This is a genomic window from Bacillus sp. TE8-1, assembly GCF_008368855.1.
Classification (GTDB): domain Bacteria; phylum Bacillota; class Bacilli; order Bacillales; family Bacillaceae_G; genus Bacillus_A; species Bacillus_A cereus.
In genome coordinates, this window is record NZ_QPET01000005.1 from 1 (window position 1) to 17,213 (window position 17,213).

A 17,213-nucleotide genomic window follows, 5' to 3' on the forward strand; every position below is an offset into this window, starting at 1 on the left:
AAGGTTTCTTTTTAAGCTAATTTATTTCTGTATAGTGATACGTGAAATACTGTCATTTGAATAAAGAAAATAGAAAATAGAATATATAATGGGTATCCAGGAAGATATTCATTAATAATAGGCGAAAAAGTTAAAAATCCAACTGCACAAGGTAACACAAACCATAACGATACAAATGTTGTTCGACAAGCTTTATCCGTAATCGCTTTTTCACGTTCATCTTCTAGCGGAAATAATAATGGATACATCCAAAAAGATAAATTCTTATATTTTTTCTTTTGAATTCTATAAAAAATTGTAACTATAATTGCTCCAATAAATAATAAAATGAATGGTACTCCATTAAACCATACTTCAAATGGGAATTTCTCGTTTTTAATTATATCTGCTAACTCTGTAATGACACTATAAAATTCAACAAATGTCCAGCATGCTAAAGCAGTATAAAGCACGTTTATGATATAAGAAAAAACAATTCTATTCATCCTCTTCCCCCTCCTTATTTAAAACAAACACATCTTCCATCTTTAACTGAAACACATCACAAATTGTAAGTGCTAATAACAACGAAGGAACGTAATCCCCTTTTTCAATTGCAGCAATTGTTTGTCTCGTTACTCCAACCTTTTCTGCTAATACACTTTGCGTAAAGTTAAAACGAGCTCTTAATTCTTTTACTCTATTTAAAATGGTCAAATTTACCACCTCTCACCATTATTGTATGCTATCCTTAACAAAATGTAAACTCAACTTAACATTATTATTATAAAAAAATCCAACTTTACGTATTGTAAAGTTGGATTACGCTTTAGTTTAAAATTGTAACTTTAACTGTTCTTCTGCCCCAACTACTTGATGAACCTTTATCTGGCATTAAAACATCAATTCTATGCCCCTTAATAGCTCCACCAGTATCGGCTGCAATTGCTACTCCATAACCTTCAACATTTACAGTCTTTCCTAATGGAATAACATTTGGATCTACAGCAATTAATTTCATTCCTGGGTTTGCAGTTAAGTTATAGTGTCCCCATGCAGAAAATACTTGTTGACCTGGTGCATAACCATTTTCCGCTGGATCAGCTGTATAAGCTGTAGCTTCTACATAAATTTCTTTCCCACCAGCAGTTGGCTTAGAAGGTGGTTCAGGTTGTGCAGGTTTTGTAGGTTCTACCTTCGAATTATTATTAGCAACTGGTTCAGCTGGTTTATTAGCTTTTTCTTGTTTTTGCTTTTCAGCAATTTCTGCTTGTGCTTTCACTAAAGCTTCTTGCTCTGCTTTTGCAGCCGCTTCTGCTTTTGCACGCTCTTCCGCTGCGATTCTTGCTGCTTCTTGTTCACGAGCAATTGTTTCTTGTACTGCCTTCATATTTGATTCAATTTTAGCTTTCTCTTCCGCTGCTAAATTAAGTTGGCTTGCAACTTCATTATATTTAGCTTGAACTGTTTGCAAGTTATCTTGACGTTTTTTCAGGTTATCTTGCAGTTCAGCTTGCGCTTTTGCTAATTTTTGTTTGTCTACTACTAAAGATGCTTCTTTTTCGTCAATTGTTTTCTTGTCCTCTTCAATTTGACGAAGATCTTGTTCTTGTAGACGTAAAATTTCTTTATCAGCTTCTAGAATAGTAGAAACTGCGTTCATACGTTGTAAGAAGTCTGCAAAGTTTTTTGACTCTACTACAACTTCTACTACTAAACTTGTATTTGAACTGTTTTGAACAGAAACCATACGTTTTCTCATAATATCTTTACGAGCAAGGACTTTATCCTCTAAAACGATAATTTCTTCCTTTTTTTGTTCAATCTGCTTATGTGTTTCATCAATTTTACGTTGAATAGCAGCTTGATCCTCTTTATTTTTTGCAATTGTATTATTTAAATTATGTAGTTCGTTTTCGATACCTTTAATTTCTTTACTAACAGCTTGCTTTTCTTGCTCTTTCTTTTGCATTTCTGCATCGTTTTGTTGCAATTGCTGTTGCATGTTGTTAAGTTTCTCGTCGTTTGACTCTGCTTTAACAGCGACTGTACTAGAAAGACCGATAATTCCTGCTAATACTAGACAGCTGATTCGCTTAAAATAGTTCATAATCCGACTCCCTTCTTATACAGTTATACATGATTTATTTTACAGTTTGTTTACAAAACGATTAAATACAGTTTATTTTTCGTGACGAAAAAAAGAGAATTATGAATAAAATGTAATAGATTCTTAAATATTTAACAATTCCTATATTTAAAAAATACAAAAGATGCTAAAATCCAAATATAGAGAAAATATAACTTTCGAAGGCGGTTGAAATAAATACATGTTTACTCAAAAAAAATCACTCCAACATACAATTGCTCAATTAGAAGAGCGTATACAAGAATTAGAATTAGAATTAAAACAAAAGGATATTGAAAAGCAAGAGACTATTTCTACTATCCACGATCGTGTACAAAGCGTTGTCCAAGAGCATCAACTTGTAAATAACCAACACAATACACTTCAAAATTTAGTTCAACAATTAAGTTCATGTTTCGAAAATGTTTCAACACGTACGACACATTCCAATGAGTTAAATAATGAAATGTTACAAAAGGAACAAAGCTTAATTCAGTCTATTGCAGAAATTATTGACTGCTCTAATGAAGGAAAAGAATCCGTTCACCGCTTACTTATTGTAATTAATAAATTAGGTGAACAATCTCAACGCACGTCTAATAGTATGAATCATCTAAGCGAACGCTCAAAGGAAATCGAGCAAATTGTAGAAGTCATTCAAAACATTGCAGCACAAACAAATTTACTTGCATTAAATGCGAGTATTGAAGCCGCACGTGCTGGGGAGCACGGTAAAGGATTCGCTGTCGTTGCCAATGAGGTAAGAAAACTAGCGGAAAGTACAGCAGAAAGTACAAAAAACATCGGCAACTTAACGAAAAAAATTCAAGAAGAAATTGAAAAAGCATATGATAACACAAAAGATAATTTACATTTAGTCGATGAAGGTGTAGAAATGAGCGCCGATACAAATGCTAGAATTGAAAATATTTTAGTTATGATTCAAACGTTACAAAATGGTGCTACAAATGTTATTAAGGCTATCGAAAACCAAAAGTCTTGTAATGATGACATATTACGAGAATTCGCTAACACACAACAAATGTTCCAAAAATTAAATACTACTATTATGAATCATATTCATGATGCTGAAAAAGTCGATGTTCAATTGTCTAAAAGTCTTCAAGAAACAGTAACTTCTTAATTAAAAATAAAAATCCCTTATACTGCTATAAGGGATTTTTATTTTATTTTGAATATTTATTTCTTTTCAATATTCATCCATATCTTTGTTATAATGGAAAAGTTGTTTCTTTCAACTAATAAACAAGGAGGTTATTATGGAACAATTTTACTACGTTTTAAAATATTTAATTCTCGGTCTGTTCCAAGGACTAACAGAACCAATTCCGATTTCTTCAAGTGGTCATCTCGTTTTAGCACAACATTTGCTAGGACTAAAAATAGAAGGGTTTAGCTTCGAACTACTTGTTAATTCAGCTTCATTATTAGCTGTATTACTTATTTATAGAAATGATTTAATTCGTCTAACGAAGAATGGTCTCTCTTATATATTTACAAGAGCAGAAGACGCAAAATCAGATTTCTTCTTTATTATTTATCTTGTTATTGCAACCATTCCAGCAGGTGTTATTGGTGTTTTATTTAAAGATTACATCGATCAGTACTTAAAAGGTGTGAAGATGGTTGGGATTTCCCTTCTTATTACTGCTGTCGGCCTTTGGATTATTAGAAATTTACGCGGTCGTAAAAATGATGGCGACCTTTCTATGAAAGATGCAATCATCGTCGGATTAGCACAAGCTTGCGCACTGATTCCCGGAATAAGCCGATCTGGTGCCACAATCGTAGCAGCAATGTTACTTGGTATGAAGCAAGAAACAGCTCTTCGCTTCTCATTCTTACTATACATTCCTGTTAGCTTAGGTGGCTTGTTGTTAAGCATTACAGACATTGCAAATGATCCAAATCTAGACACATTATTCGTACCATATGTCGTTGCATTCATCGCAACATTTATCATGACGTATATTTCACTAAAATGGTTTATGAACATTATGGCAAAAGGAAATTTAAAATATTTCTCTTTCTATTGTATTATCGTAGGTGTACTTACTCTTATTTTCTTATAAAGTAAAACTTACAAATTGAAAGCGAGTCATCTAGTGTAATAGAATGACTCGCTTTTTTATACCTTTATTAAGTTAAAACCTATCATTTACTTTGAATTTTCTGAATAGTATAATATTATTTAAGTTCACTATTACAGTAATTCTATCTTTCCTACTATTATCGTAAAAGAGGTGTTTATATGTTTATAGTTACTAAACTCATTCACATTAAGTACGGATATGAAAATGAGCTATTTTATGGGCTTAAACAATATTATCCTTCCCCTGGAACGAACGGTTGTATTAACATAGAGTTTTCACATGTTCATCGTACAAATGATAAGGCAGAATATATGATTCGTATGTTATGGAAAACACAACAAGATTACCATACATGGCTTTCTCAAAAAGAAGGCAATGAAACTTTGAAGCACAAAATACAAGGCTATATCCTTTCTTCCAAATCAAATGCTACCTATGTGCATTAACCCTTCTCTTTTTATTCCTTACGAGGGACAAAATGATAAAGTGAAACTTTAATCAGCCCTCATCAATTGGGCTGTTCACAAATAACGAGGTAAGGACCCTCTTACTTTTCATACTGTAAGAGGGCTTCTCTTATGCATACACTTTCTTCTCTTGACAATACAAACGAATAACATGTTTATTTTGTTGAAATACATCATGCGTCAGCCGAATAATAATAAAGTTTCGTTTTGTTTGATCATCATGAACAAAAATCTGTTCTCCCTCCTGAAAACGCCATGCACTTTCAAAAGTCGTAATATGATCCCCACTTACAGAAAAAAGTTCATATCGCATCTCTTGTACCCTCTCTCAACTTATATAATCATAATATCCTTATATTAAATTTATTATAACTTAATTCCTATAAAATTAGTAATTATTTCTATTTCGAAAGATTTTAACTTTGTATTTAAATATTTTTAGCGCTATAATGATAAACGAATTTTTATTGAAAGGAGTTTTACTTTGACTGCATATTTATTTCCAGTGAAAACAGCATTTATTTTATTTCCCTTTTTAGCAATGTTTCTTTTAATTCCTTTTTTAATATTTAATTATCGAAAATACGGTTATTTAAATAAATGGCGCTCATTTATTTTATACTCATTATTACTTTACTTATTAAATGCCTATTTTCTTGTTATTTTGCCGTTGCCACAAACGTTTGATACTTGTAGCCTACAACCGGCTAATACACAACACATGCAACTCTCACCATTTTATTTCATACAAGAGATTAGTAGTCATACATCGGCAGTTTTAACGAAACCAACTACTTATTTCTACTTATTAAAAGAGTCTGCGTTTTTACAAGTTGCCTTTAATGTTCTATTAACTGTTCCATTCGGCATTTACTTACGTTATTATTTCCGACGTAGTTTCTTACAAACAATTTGCATTTCCTTTTTCCTTTCACTATTTTTTGAGCTAACACAAGTGACTGGATTATACGGTATATACAATTGTGCATACCGATTATTTGATATCGATGATTTGTTTTTAAATACATTAGGTGGCGTAATTGGTTTTATCATTGCACCAATATTTACGTACTTCCTTCCGAAGACAAACGAGTTAGATAGTCATATTAATTTGGAAACGAAACCAGTCGGATTCATTCGTCGCCTTATCGCGATGCAAATTGATTGGATTTTCTTATCTATCGTCGTACCTGTCGTTAAAAACAAAGGAAATTCTTTCTTCGTTTCTAATATGCAATCTTACACCAATATGTATGAACTCATTTTCATTACGTGTTCAATCCTTATTTACTTTATTATTATTCCATACTTTACGAATGGAAAAACAATTGGGAAAGCATTGCTTCGCATTCACGTGAAAGGAAAATCAAATCGTATTACATTAAAAGAACTATTTATTCGCTACGGTATATTTTATTTTGCGCTAGGCGGAATCAATTATATTCTTTCTAGTAGCTCTATTTTAAATCACACAGAGCCTTTAGTATTACTCGTTACATTGTTATTCCTATTTATCATTAACGGCCTATTCATTATTCATGTTTTACTGCATGTATTTAGCCGTGATAAACTACTATTTTATGAACATATTAGTCATACAAGAAATGCAATTACACTAAAAAAAGCTGACAAATAATTATTTGTCAGCTTTTTCATATACATAATGTGAAACCTTAATCAGCGGGGGTCTTACTGCCCGACAAATAGCGGGATAAATAACTTTTCTGCATAAGGATTAAAAAACATTCCAAGTTCATCTAGAGATTTCCTCACCTGTAAAAACGAATGAAACTCTGGATATATATCTTGTAATTGCTCATATGATAATGTATGCATTTTCCCCCAATGCGGACGCCCTTCATACTTCAGAAAAATTTTTTCCACTTCGCCAAAGTAAGCAGCATATTTCATACCTTTATACATATGAACAGCGATATACGCTGAATCTCTTCCATAGGCTGGACTAAGCCATATATCATCCCCTTTTACATAGCGGCATTCGATCGGGAAGTGCACCTTATACTTTTTCTTTTCAATAAGATTTGAGATTTCTTCTACAACCGTCCTCATATACTTTGAAGGAATGCTATACTCCATTTCATAAAATGGTACCGTACGTGATGTAGCAAATACTTCATAGCTCGGGCCAATTATTTTTGTGTTTGGTACAGCTTTAGCTGATAATCGACTCACTCCTTTACTTATAGAAGGAAACCATTTACACCCTTTAGATAGTAAAGAGAACATCCTATTTTCAAGTAACTCCACCTTTAGTTTATGCCATTTCAAATCACTGCCTTGATTCGTTGTTTCGTTCGTAAGTTTTACTTGTACTTCATCAGAATAAGGAAAAACGAAAAATTCAAAATGACGATGCTTCTTATATTCTTCTAGTTTGTTCATTACAGTGGATAATGACTGTTTTTCACTTTCATAAACGAGTGAATACGCTGGAATAACCTTCAATTTTATCTTTACAATGATACCTAACATTCCAAGTGACAACTGAAACGCTCTCCAATATTCTACGTTCTCAGCTTCCGAACAAACTATACTCTCACCATTAGATAGAACTGCCGTAATCTCTATAACTTGTGTTGATAAGCTCCCAAAGGTAATACCCGTTCCATGAGTCCCCGTACTAATCGCTCCTGCAATAGATTGCGAATCAATATCCCCTAAATTTTCTTGCGCATAACCTTTTTCCTCAAGTAACTTCCCTAAATCATATAACTTTGTTCCTGCCCATACTTCAGCAACCATCTTCTCTGCATCAATATTCACAATACCCTTCAATTCATCTAAAGAAACTAAAACTTCTTCCGTTTGCACAAGGGGTGTAAACGAATGTCCTGAACCGACAACACGAATTTTCTTCCCCTTTTTTCGCGCAAGTCCCACAACTTCTACTACATCTTGTATACTTTCTGGATACATCGTATAATGCGGCGTTCCTTCTACATTCCCTGTCCAATTTCTCCACTTTTGTCCCTCTATAGAAAGCATTGGCCATCCCCCCGATATGTTGAATACTCCCCAACAATCTCTCCTTTTTTAACACGATACAAAAAGGGAAAACGCTCACATAACTCACCAGCTTTACTATGGCGAAACAAAATGGACTCTCCTATATCCACTCGTTCCTCACCTTTATAAAAAATTGGCGTTTGTACCTCGCCAGCACCTTCTAAAGCTAATAGTTTTGCACCCTTCGGTCTCCAAACTTCAGGCTCTTTATCTTTTCCAACTGCTCCTGAAGCAATATATCCACCACCTAGGCAAGTGTAAATAAACGGGACTGGTTTACGCACAACTGGTAAGGCAAATCCGACCGCTGGATAAAATTTCACCTCTTTATAATAATCAAACAGCTTCGGAGAATAAAAAGCAGAACCTATTGTAATCTCTGAAACTGAATTATCTTTCTCGGTTGTTTTTATACTTCCTGTTCCGCCTCCATTTACAAACCTTAGCTCAATACCAAGGTTTTGTATTGCTTTTACAATATGTTCTCTTCTTTCTTTCACTTCTAGCACTGATTTCTGCTTTAAATATGAAATTATTTTACTTTTCAACCATTGATTCGGTATATGATCTCCCACCCCAGCAATTTGAGCTTCATAACCCATTACACCATCTAACATTAAATATGATGACCTTCTCACCTTTTCTACTACTTTCAACGCATCCTGCACATTTTTTACTGGGGACCTTTGTACACCAAAATGAAATTGAAAGAAACGACTACTCATATCAATATCCAAACAAACACGAAAACATCCTTTAGATTTCTCAGCAATGCTTTCTAAATACACAATATGCTCTTCACAATCCACCATACAAGTTATAATGAAACCTTTCTTTGTTAACAAACTAATTTCATACAGAGCTCTTTCATCGTAAGCAGGATATCCAAGCAATAAATCATTAAATCCTTGTTCTATTAAAAATAAAATCTCTCTAGGTGAAAAGCACATAATACCTTGAAATCGATCATTTGCAGCTAGTATCTTTTGCATAATCGGAACAGAACGTAACGATTTACTCGCTATACGAATCTTTTTATTTCCACTTAACTCTATAATCGATTGAATATTTCTATCTAAAGCCATTTCATCCAAAAATGCACACGGTAATGGAACTTCTTTAAAAATTCCTCTATCCACATTTTTCTCTCCTCTTCTCAATATGTCTTATACATATTGGAAAGAAAGTGTGATTTTCCTGTTTGCAAATAAAAAAAGTTTCTTCTTTACGAAGAAACTTTTTGAAACTACTTCATAGAAATAGTCGCCTCTACTGGATAATGATCAGAGTAATCATTATACGTATATTTTTGGAACCATGATGTAACAGTCCATTGTGGAGATTTCGGCTGTAACACCTTATTCTCTATATATGATGGGTTCGCATGGTCTTTACTTGCAATAATATAATCTAAATACTCAGCAGGACTATCAGGGAAATTATATTTTGCAATACTGTTTGTCGTTGCGTCCCAAGTCGCTGTATGTCCAGTATAAGATGGTACAGAAGCGTTCAATGTTTTAAACATAGATGCATACTCTGAATCATTCTTGTTCTCTGCATTAATTTTATTTACGTTCATATCACCACCAATTAACACATACTCATTATTTGGTATATTTTTATTTTTAATAAAGTCTTGAATTTCTTTTAATTGGTCTGTACGTACAGATGCTGGTGAAGTTTTTCCGCACATACTATCTTCAGCCTGCAAATGCGTCCCAATCACGTGAATGAAACGATCATTTTTCTTAATTTTCGTGTATACAAATCCTTTATTCGATAAATTATCTGGCCCGCATCCTTTTGCAAATACATATTGAATCTTTTCAGCGATTGGCCATTTGCTCACAATCGCAACGCCACCATCTTCAGGAGTTGAAGATGAATAGTTTCCTAACGTTTTATCCCATTCACTTCCACTACTACGACCTAATACTGCTGTTTGATTTGGATATTCTTTCTTCAAATTCCCTAATAAACGATCTGAAGCGCTATTATCAAACACTTCATTTAATATAACTACATCTTGATTCTTTATATAATCTGCCGCCCCGATTAAATCAGCACGCTCAGTTTGTCCCCAGTTCGGATATAAGTTTGTTGATAGCATATATACATTATGCGTCATCACTTTTAATGTATCATTTTGATTTGTAGACACTTCTGCTTGAGCTGACGTTCCGCTATATAAAGCTCCTAAACCAACACCTAAGCTAAGTACACCTTTTAGCAATTTACATTTCACGTTTCATACCCCCATGTATTGTATAGTGATAAAAAGGCCAAATACTCTATTCTGAGATTTGACCTTTTTTAAATACTTAACGATTTCCGTACGTATCAAACCAAAGCTGAATATATCCAGCAGTAACACGTTGTGCATCCATTAAACGCTTACCTGTCATTGGTGTAACTTCAGCGCGCCATTTATCTGCATATTCTTGTGATACAGCAGCTCTCACGAACCAATCTTTCGTATTATCATTTACAATGCCAGCGTAATCTTGTTTCGCAACTACTGCTGCTCCATGAATCCAATCTTCTGGATTCGTACCTTTCCAGTTCCAATATCCATTTCCATCCGTTACTTTATAATTATCTTTTATCGTATCTACAAAGTTTTCATATTTAGAATGGAATCCTTGTGGATACGATAGATTCGTAAAGTTTGCCGCATGCATCGGTTGGTTTACATCCCCTAAATAATGAAGAGATAATCCTAAATAGAAGAACGCTTGTTTCATATCTTTATTTTTATAAGACTCACCAGCTAATTTAAAATATTTAGCTCCTGTTTCCTTTGCTTGCTTTGCATACGGAATATAAGTTTTCCCATTGTCAGGGTCATAGAAATGTGAAGCAAATGTGCTATTATCATAATAAGGATTTTCATAGTCAGCAGCATAAATACCGTTCTCTAACTCCGTACGCCATTCATTTAATAGTGCAACTCGATCTTGTTTTACAAGTGTTGTATTACGAGACATAATATCAATTGCACGGTTTACAATCCATAAATGAGAATTCACGCCTTCTTTATGTTTATCTTCAGCAGACCAGCGCGGAATAACTCCAAATCTCTGTGCCCCATCATTTTCATGAGCAAATGCAACACTTTGTAATGGAGCAACTAATGTAATAGCTGCTGCTAAAGCAAGTACTTTCTTTTTCATATAAAATCCTCCATTTTATAATTGAATTATTGTAAACATTTTGTTAGGATCCTATGATGTCGTCCGGTTAACCTATGACTAGAATATCCCACCTTTCACGAAATTTCTATCACTAAATTAAAATATGCAAATGTTCATATCATTATAACTTTATACACAGTGAATATAATGAATGAATACACTTTCATTTTAATAAACTATTATTAAGGCTTGTCTAAACTAATGTAAAAAAAAAGTAAAGCATCTGAATGCTTTACTCTTTTTTTCTATTCGATAATATACTTGGCAATTGTACATTAACTGCTAACTTATGAATAAATCCAAACACTAGTCCAATCCCAATAAATATGTATAAGATTGTAAATATCTTTCCGAAATCAGTTTGCGGACTAAAATTCCCATCACCGACAGTCGTCAACGTGACCACACTAAAATATAAAGCGTCAATAGGACGTAATCCTTCAACTGTACTATAAAAAATCGTACCCGATATTAAAGTCAGAATTGTTAATACAAATAATACTTGAAATTCTTTATCTTTCCACGCTCGTAAACAGGCTCTTAACATTCGCTTTAAAGTTAACAAAAATGAAAGCATTAGATTCTCCCTTCCAAACAAAAATACATTGAGTCAAAGGAAAGTCTATCACCTTTCAGTATAGAAAAAAAGTAGCCCTCTTCTATTTCTAGAAAAGGGCTACTTTATTCGATTCTATCTTATTTAGGTGAAACAAGAATTTTCACTTGTGTTTTATCTTTTACAAGTGCTTCAAATCCTTCTTCAACAACTTGATCCACTGTAATTTTTTTCGTAATTAATTTCTCTGCTTGAATTTGACCAGAGCTAATTAATTTAATAACGGCTGGGAAGATGTGACGGTATCCTAAAATACCAATAACTTCTTTTTCTTTTAATACTAAATTATTTGGAGTAATTGTTGCGTCTTTTTCCCATACACTAACAATTACAGTTTGTCCTTCAAAGCTTGTACTTTCAATCGCTTGACGTAGTACAACTTCAACACCTGTTACTTCAAAGCTAACATTTACCCCTAAACCATTTGTTAAGTTACGAATTTCAGCTAACACATCTTGAGTTGCTGGATTTAATACATAATCCGCACCTGCTAATTTCGCTAACTCTTGACGTTCTTTAGAAAGTTCAACTGCAATAACAGGAGTTGCTCCTGCTGCTTTAGCTGCTTGGATAACAAGAAGTCCAATTGGACCGCAACCAAATACTGCTACAGCTTCCCCTTCTTTTAATTTACTTTGACGTACTGCATGAACTGCTACTGCTGCTGGTTCTACAAGCGCACCTTGTTCATACGTCATTTCATCTGGAATGTGATGAACCATATCTTCTGGTACTACTGTATATTCAGAGAAACCGCCGCCTTCTCCGCCAAGACCGTGGAAAACAAGTTGTTCACAAACATTGTAATGTCCATGTTTACAAGCTTCACATTTACCACAAGAATAAATTGGTTCTACAACAACGCGGTCTCCCACTTTATGAGATGTAACTCCTTCACCAATCTCTATTACCTCACCACTAAACTCATGACCTAAAATAACAGGTGCTTTCACATGTGTTAATGGATGTTCTTCTGTTGGAATAAAAATAGGCCCTGCTAAATATTCATGCAAGTCTGTCCCACAAATACCACACCATTTAACTTTGATTTTCACTGTTCCTGGTTTTACTGTTGGTTCTGGTACTTCTTCTACTCGTACATCACGTTGATTACGCCAAAGTAGTGCTTTCATTTTATACATCCCTCTCTATGTATATACTTAACCTGGTGAAGTTTACAATTCTATTATAATACTTCTATCCATATATTTCAAAAAAACAATCACATTCCTACTAATTTTTTACAAATAACGTTCAATATTTTGTCACTTTGTGCTTTTTTCCACATCTGTTAATTCAATTTCATTGCAGGTGAAATTAGCATTATGCCATAATAGCATAGGAGAGGTGAATATCGCTTGAAATATTTTATTTACTTTATCGTTATCGTGGCATTTTTAGATACATTTTCACAATTACCTATTATGAGTACTTTCGCTCAAAGCCTTGGAGGAACCCCTCTTATTATCGGGCTAGTTGTCGGTATGTACTCATTCGCTAATATGATCGGTAATATTATTGCTGGAGCCGCTGTCGATAAATTTGGTGCAAAAAAAATCCTTTATATAAGCATGGGAATTACGAGTTTCATAGTCTTGTTATACACCGTTGTTCAAAGTGGTGAACAACTATTAGTTGTTCGCTTTATGCATGGATTTAGTGATGGCTTTTTAATTCCTGCTGCCTTTACATTTTTATCAAAACAAACAAATACAAAAAGACAAGGAAAAGCAATGGCTCTATCTGGTGCTGCTGTTGGAACAGCGGCAATCGTAGGACCTGCTTTCAGCGGTATTATGAAAGCAACAGCTGGCGTAGAATGGGTCTTCATTACTATTTCTATTTTAATGGCTCTTGGTACGATCGTATCTCTATTCTTCTTACCAAATAACGTATCAAGAAAAGATACATCAAGAACACAAATGATGAACAAAGAAGATATGGTTGAACTTTTAAAATCAGAACCGTTATTACAAGCATATATTGGTGCTTTCACATTAATGTTTTCACAAGGAATTGTCACTTACATGTTACCAGTAAAAGTTGAGGCATTAGCGCTTAAAGCATCCACAACAGGCATGATGTTAAGTGTATTTGGTATAACTGCTATCCTCTTCTTCTTACTTCCAACAAATCGTATTTATGATCGATTTAATCGTTCGAAACTAATGCTAATCGGAATTGCAGTTATGGCATTCGCATTATCTTTACTCGGATTATTTGCTACAAAAGGTATGCTCTTTATCGTAATGATGATTTATGGAATTGGATTCGCAATCCTCTTTCCATCTATTAACGCTTTACTCGTTGAAAATACTACAGACGATAATCGCGGAAAGGCATTCGGATTATTTTATGCCTTCTTCTCATTAGGAGTTGTTGCTGGCTCCTTTACAGTCGGCGCAATCGGAGCATCACCTAGCGTCAGCTTCATTATCGGGACAGCATTTTTATTAACATTTGCTGGGATGATTTATGTAAGAAGCAAAGTAAAAAAGACAATGATGGGATAATCCATCGTTGTCTTTTTTTAAATGCATATTGATATAACTCGTAATATAATGGAAGCGTTGGAATAATGCCAATTAATTTAAATATAAAAGGTAACCGCTCATCTCCTTCTTCATATAAACGAAAAACAAAAACTGTAGTTAAAGTCCAAATGACGCTAAACAAGAAGATACATTTCCAAACAATTGAGGTTAATATTTGTATATCAAATACAAAACCAAAGAGCCCTATCGAATAGAACTCTTTTTGCCCAATATATTACTTTTGTGTATAACCAAATAACAATGTAAATAAATTGAGCCGTAGAGGCAATAATACATCTCTTCTTTTAAACAGAAATTTTATAAATACTGACGATACTTCGACAATTTCCTCGGAAATATTTCCTTTCCCCACATAATTTGATACAGTACACATGAATAAACACTTGTATTACATAAAGTGAAACTTTAATCAGTGGGGGTTTTGTTCCTCCCCACTGATTATTAGTTGAACCAATCGGGATTTTACGGGCAGTTGATCTCCCAACTAACTTCTTTACTTCCACTGAATTTTGAGGTGGGGATCTTACTGACCGTTAATGCGGGATAAACTAAAATAATAACTTACTGTACAAATCAAAAAGCACACTCTTCATATGAAGAATGTGCTTTTATGTTATTAACGTTTAATCCAAACAGCGCCTGCCGATTTATCTTCTGCCTGTCCAACAACTTGGAATTTAAGTCCAAGGTTTGGAACTTTTCTTCCTGCGTCTGCAATTTGCTTGTTACTATATACTTTTGAATCATCAAAAGTTGTAACACCTTGTAATCCAGAATAGTTAAACTGACCACGTGTTAATGAATTTACACTCCATGCTGGTGTTTTATCAAATGAAAATGCAGCATCTGCAATTTGCATGCCCGTATTACCGTATGCTGGTTTTCCGTTTAAATTACCAACTAGCGCTTCTGGATGAGAATCTACAACACCCAGGAATCCTTCACCTGGATGCATCCCAACCCAGTTATCTTTGAAACTATCATCTGCATACCAAACGACAAGGCCTGTATTATACACTGGACCTTTTCCTGCTTTTAAACCATTATCTGATCCCGCATAGTTTCTCCACTCTAAGTAGTAATAATGAGCTTTCTTCTCTGTCCCATCAGAAACAACAAAACCATTTAAATTCATTTTAGACTGTCCTTCTACATCATCAGAAAATACAACTTGTCCATCAACAGTTACATTTACATTATCCATCGCAAAACCTTTATATGTTACAGCCGGATCTGTAATATAGTCGAATTGTAGTTTCACTTTTTTGCCTTTAAATTGACTTAAATCATATGATTTATCAATCCATTTCCCATCTGTTGTATCTTTATCTCCTTGGACTACTTTTTCCCCAAGTCTATCAATTAATGTTTTCGTTCCATCTTCTGTTACTGCATGTACTTCGACGAAATCGCACTCTGCTTCTAACTCATAATTTGCTTTATAATCGAATTTTGCATTTGTTCCTTTCGTTAAATCAAAGAATGGTGTCTCTAACGTTGTATGCATATCATCGCCTCTTGTACTATAATATGCATGCTTTCCAAACTCCGGTTTAATCGTTTCAACACTTTTACCTGGTAAGTTAACACGTACAACTCCTGGACGATTTGATTTCGTAACACTTTGATCAATATAGGTAGGAACTCCCACACCACTCTTAATTTTATCGTAATCTACTTCTAATATTTTTGCCCAGTTGCCACCCATATTCTTTTGTAAGAAATCTTTATTTTGTGGTGAAAAACTAGTCGGCTCTGTTCCTGCGATTTTCCCTGTCCAACTACCTCCACTCATTAATGACCAAGCTTCGACTGGTGAACCATTTCCAGTATATTTCGTGTCATATTCATCTGGTAATCCAAGATCATGTCCAAATTCATGTGCAAACACACCTACAGCTCCATCTTCTGGTTCAATTGTGTAATCATGTGCTGCTACTTTACCACCAAAGTAATCTACCTTTGATTTCGTACCTTCAATCGCTACTGGATCTACTGCTAATTTTGAACGATGTGACCAGATCGCATCATCACCTAATTTACCGCCACCAGCTTCTTGACCAACACCAGCATGGATTACCATTAAATGATCAATTACACCATCAGGTTCATTTTGATTCCCGTCCCCGTTTGTATCATATCTATCAAATTGATCAAACTGGGATAAATCTAGTCCTTTCTCAGCAGCTGCATGCAAAGCTTCTTTCACTAAATCACGTGCACCCTTTGGACCTTTATTATCGTGACCACTGCTACCATCAGCTCCATAATCAGATGCTTTTCCTGGAACAGTTAGCCACTCCGTTACATATCCATCTGTCGTATAACTACCACCAGACTGCTCTTCATAGTATTGTTTAAACGTTTTTACTTTTGAACCATCAAATAAAGTATACGGCTCATTACCGAACAACATCTTTTGATAATGTTCTCTACTAAAGTCTTTCGAATACATATAACCTGGTGTTTGATCAATATTATTATGTTTATAATCACTAAATTCAACGAGTAACACTAATACTTTATCCGATCGAACAGATCCCTTATATGGAGCTTGCTTTGCTTTTGAAGTTGGAACTTGCCCATTCAATTGCTTTTTATTTGGTTCTGGCTTTTGCTCAAGGCTAACATTTTTTTCAGCCTTTTTTACATTTTCCTTTTCTTCCATCTTTTTCTCTTTTACTTTTTTTGTGAAATCAGACGTTTCTTGTGAGTGAGCATCTGGAAGAATTTCTTTATTCGCCTGATCTCCTTGTTTCTTTTCAATATATTGCTCAACAGCTTTTTTCGTCTCTTCTTTAGAAGATGCTGGATTAATTGTTCCTCTTTCTTTCAGTGCTTCCGCTAAACGATCTTCTTGAATTAAATTGTAATCAATTGGTGTTGTAGATACATTATCTTTCTCTTTTGCTGGCGTTTCTGCGTATGTTAATGGAGCACTCATTACAGATGTGCATCCGATAATTGCCGCAATTGCTAATGACGATAACACTTTAAATGGCGCTTTTCTTCTCATTCCATTTCTCTCCTTTTATAAAACTTAAAATTCAGATAAATAAGTACATTTTTGTCGAAATCCCCGTTTACTACCCTCCCTATATAAAAAGGCATAATTCTATAAACGTTAAGC

16 protein-coding genes and 1 pseudogene are annotated in these 17,213 nt (G+C 34.2%); 5 read left to right on the forward strand and 12 right to left on the reverse strand.

The window, feature by feature from the left end:
* Nucleotides 1–11: 11 nt before the first annotated feature.
* From DN404_RS05110 to DN404_RS05120, 3 genes are all read right to left on the reverse strand, one after another.
* Nucleotides 12–485: a DUF2178 domain-containing protein gene (locus DN404_RS05110; RefSeq protein WP_001080043.1), complete on the reverse strand. Its 474-nt coding sequence runs from the start codon at nucleotides 483–485 to the stop codon at nucleotides 12–14.
* Nucleotides 478–696 (reverse strand): helix-turn-helix transcriptional regulator, encoded by a 219-nt coding sequence (locus DN404_RS05115; protein WP_000154019.1) that lies wholly within the window; start codon nucleotides 694–696, stop codon nucleotides 478–480. Before DN404_RS05115 ends, DN404_RS05110 begins: the two co-directional genes overlap by 8 nt.
* A 112-nt stretch (nucleotides 697–808) precedes the next feature.
* Nucleotides 809–2,089: a 3D domain-containing protein gene (locus DN404_RS05120; protein ID WP_149214794.1), complete on the reverse strand. Its 1,281-nt coding sequence runs from the start codon at nucleotides 2,087–2,089 to the stop codon at nucleotides 809–811.
* 484 nt (nucleotides 2,090–2,573) lie between these two features.
* Between DN404_RS05120 and DN404_RS05125 the strand changes: the two genes are divergently transcribed.
* From DN404_RS05125 to DN404_RS05135, 3 genes are all read left to right on the forward strand, one after another.
* Complete coding sequence (locus tag DN404_RS05125; RefSeq protein WP_000939456.1) at nucleotides 2,574–3,251, forward strand: methyl-accepting chemotaxis protein; 678 nt, start codon at nucleotides 2,574–2,576, stop codon at nucleotides 3,249–3,251.
* 136 nt (nucleotides 3,252–3,387) lie between these two features.
* The gene (locus tag DN404_RS05130) at nucleotides 3,388–4,200 is read left to right on the forward strand and encodes an undecaprenyl-diphosphate phosphatase (protein ID WP_000434794.1); all 813 of its coding nucleotides are present in this window, start codon (nucleotides 3,388–3,390) and stop codon (nucleotides 4,198–4,200) included.
* 179 nt (nucleotides 4,201–4,379) lie between these two features.
* Nucleotides 4,380–4,667 carry a hypothetical protein gene (locus DN404_RS05135; RefSeq protein WP_000471249.1) on the forward strand — a complete coding sequence of 96 codons (288 nt, stop codon included), beginning with the start codon at nucleotides 4,380–4,382 and terminating at the stop codon, nucleotides 4,665–4,667.
* Between the two features lie 130 nt (nucleotides 4,668–4,797).
* Here the strand turns inward: DN404_RS05135 and DN404_RS05140 are convergent, their stop codons facing one another.
* Complete coding sequence (locus DN404_RS05140) at nucleotides 4,798–5,001, reverse strand: hypothetical protein (RefSeq protein WP_001268332.1); 204 nt, start codon at nucleotides 4,999–5,001, stop codon at nucleotides 4,798–4,800.
* A 171-nt stretch (nucleotides 5,002–5,172) separates the two neighbouring features.
* Here DN404_RS05140 and DN404_RS05145 point away from each other — a divergent pair, with 171 nt between their 5' ends.
* On the forward strand, nucleotides 5,173–6,324 hold the full coding sequence (locus DN404_RS05145; protein ID WP_000128028.1) for a VanZ family protein: 1,152 nt from the start codon (nucleotides 5,173–5,175) through the stop codon (nucleotides 6,322–6,324).
* A gap of 53 nt (nucleotides 6,325–6,377) precedes the next feature.
* On the opposite strand, the gene DN404_RS05150 is transcribed toward DN404_RS05145, so the two are convergent.
* The 6 genes from DN404_RS05150 to bdhA all read right to left on the reverse strand — a co-directional run bounded on the left by DN404_RS05150 (nucleotide 6,378) and on the right by bdhA (nucleotide 12,661).
* Nucleotides 6,378–7,694 (reverse strand): D-arabinono-1,4-lactone oxidase, encoded by a 1,317-nt coding sequence (locus DN404_RS05150; RefSeq protein WP_006920836.1) that lies wholly within the window; start codon nucleotides 7,692–7,694, stop codon nucleotides 6,378–6,380.
* Nucleotides 7,682–8,854 carry an amino acid deaminase/aldolase gene (locus tag DN404_RS05155; RefSeq protein ID WP_000373736.1) on the reverse strand — a complete coding sequence of 391 codons (1,173 nt, stop codon included), beginning with the start codon at nucleotides 8,852–8,854 and terminating at the stop codon, nucleotides 7,682–7,684. Before DN404_RS05155 ends, DN404_RS05150 begins: the two co-directional genes overlap by 13 nt.
* A gap of 107 nt (nucleotides 8,855–8,961) precedes the next feature.
* Nucleotides 8,962–9,963, reverse strand: coding sequence for a sphingomyelinase C (gene sph / locus DN404_RS05160; protein ID WP_086388463.1), 1,002 nt, complete (start codon nucleotides 9,961–9,963; stop codon nucleotides 8,962–8,964).
* Between the two features lie 76 nt (nucleotides 9,964–10,039).
* On the reverse strand, nucleotides 10,040–10,891 hold the full coding sequence (gene cerA / locus DN404_RS05165) for a phospholipase CerA (RefSeq protein ID WP_000730995.1): 852 nt from the start codon (nucleotides 10,889–10,891) through the stop codon (nucleotides 10,040–10,042).
* Between the two features lie 253 nt (nucleotides 10,892–11,144).
* Nucleotides 11,145–11,489: a potassium channel family protein gene (locus DN404_RS05170; RefSeq protein ID WP_000948210.1), complete on the reverse strand. Its 345-nt coding sequence runs from the start codon at nucleotides 11,487–11,489 to the stop codon at nucleotides 11,145–11,147.
* Between the two features lie 119 nt (nucleotides 11,490–11,608).
* Entirely contained in the window at nucleotides 11,609–12,661 is a 1,053-nt protein-coding gene (bdhA, locus tag DN404_RS05175) for a (R,R)-butanediol dehydrogenase (protein ID WP_149214795.1), read from the reverse strand.
* A gap of 225 nt (nucleotides 12,662–12,886) precedes the next feature.
* Between bdhA and DN404_RS05180 the strand changes: the two genes are divergently transcribed.
* On the forward strand, nucleotides 12,887–14,041 hold the full coding sequence (locus DN404_RS05180; protein ID WP_086388464.1) for an MFS transporter: 1,155 nt from the start codon (nucleotides 12,887–12,889) through the stop codon (nucleotides 14,039–14,041).
* Nucleotides 14,042–14,060: 19 nt separating this feature from the next.
* Here DN404_RS05180 and DN404_RS30885 read toward each other — a convergent pair.
* Together DN404_RS30885 and inhA2 are read right to left on the reverse strand one after the other, a co-directional pair.
* Nucleotides 14,061–14,270: pseudogene (locus DN404_RS30885) on the reverse strand (hypothetical protein); the annotation flags it as partial.
* A 429-nt stretch (nucleotides 14,271–14,699) separates the two neighbouring features.
* Nucleotides 14,700–17,099, reverse strand: a complete 2,400-nt coding sequence (gene inhA2, locus DN404_RS05190; protein ID WP_001252990.1) for a M6 family metalloprotease immune inhibitor InhA2 — start codon at nucleotides 17,097–17,099, stop codon at nucleotides 14,700–14,702.
* Between the last annotated feature and the right edge of the window lie 114 nt (nucleotides 17,100–17,213).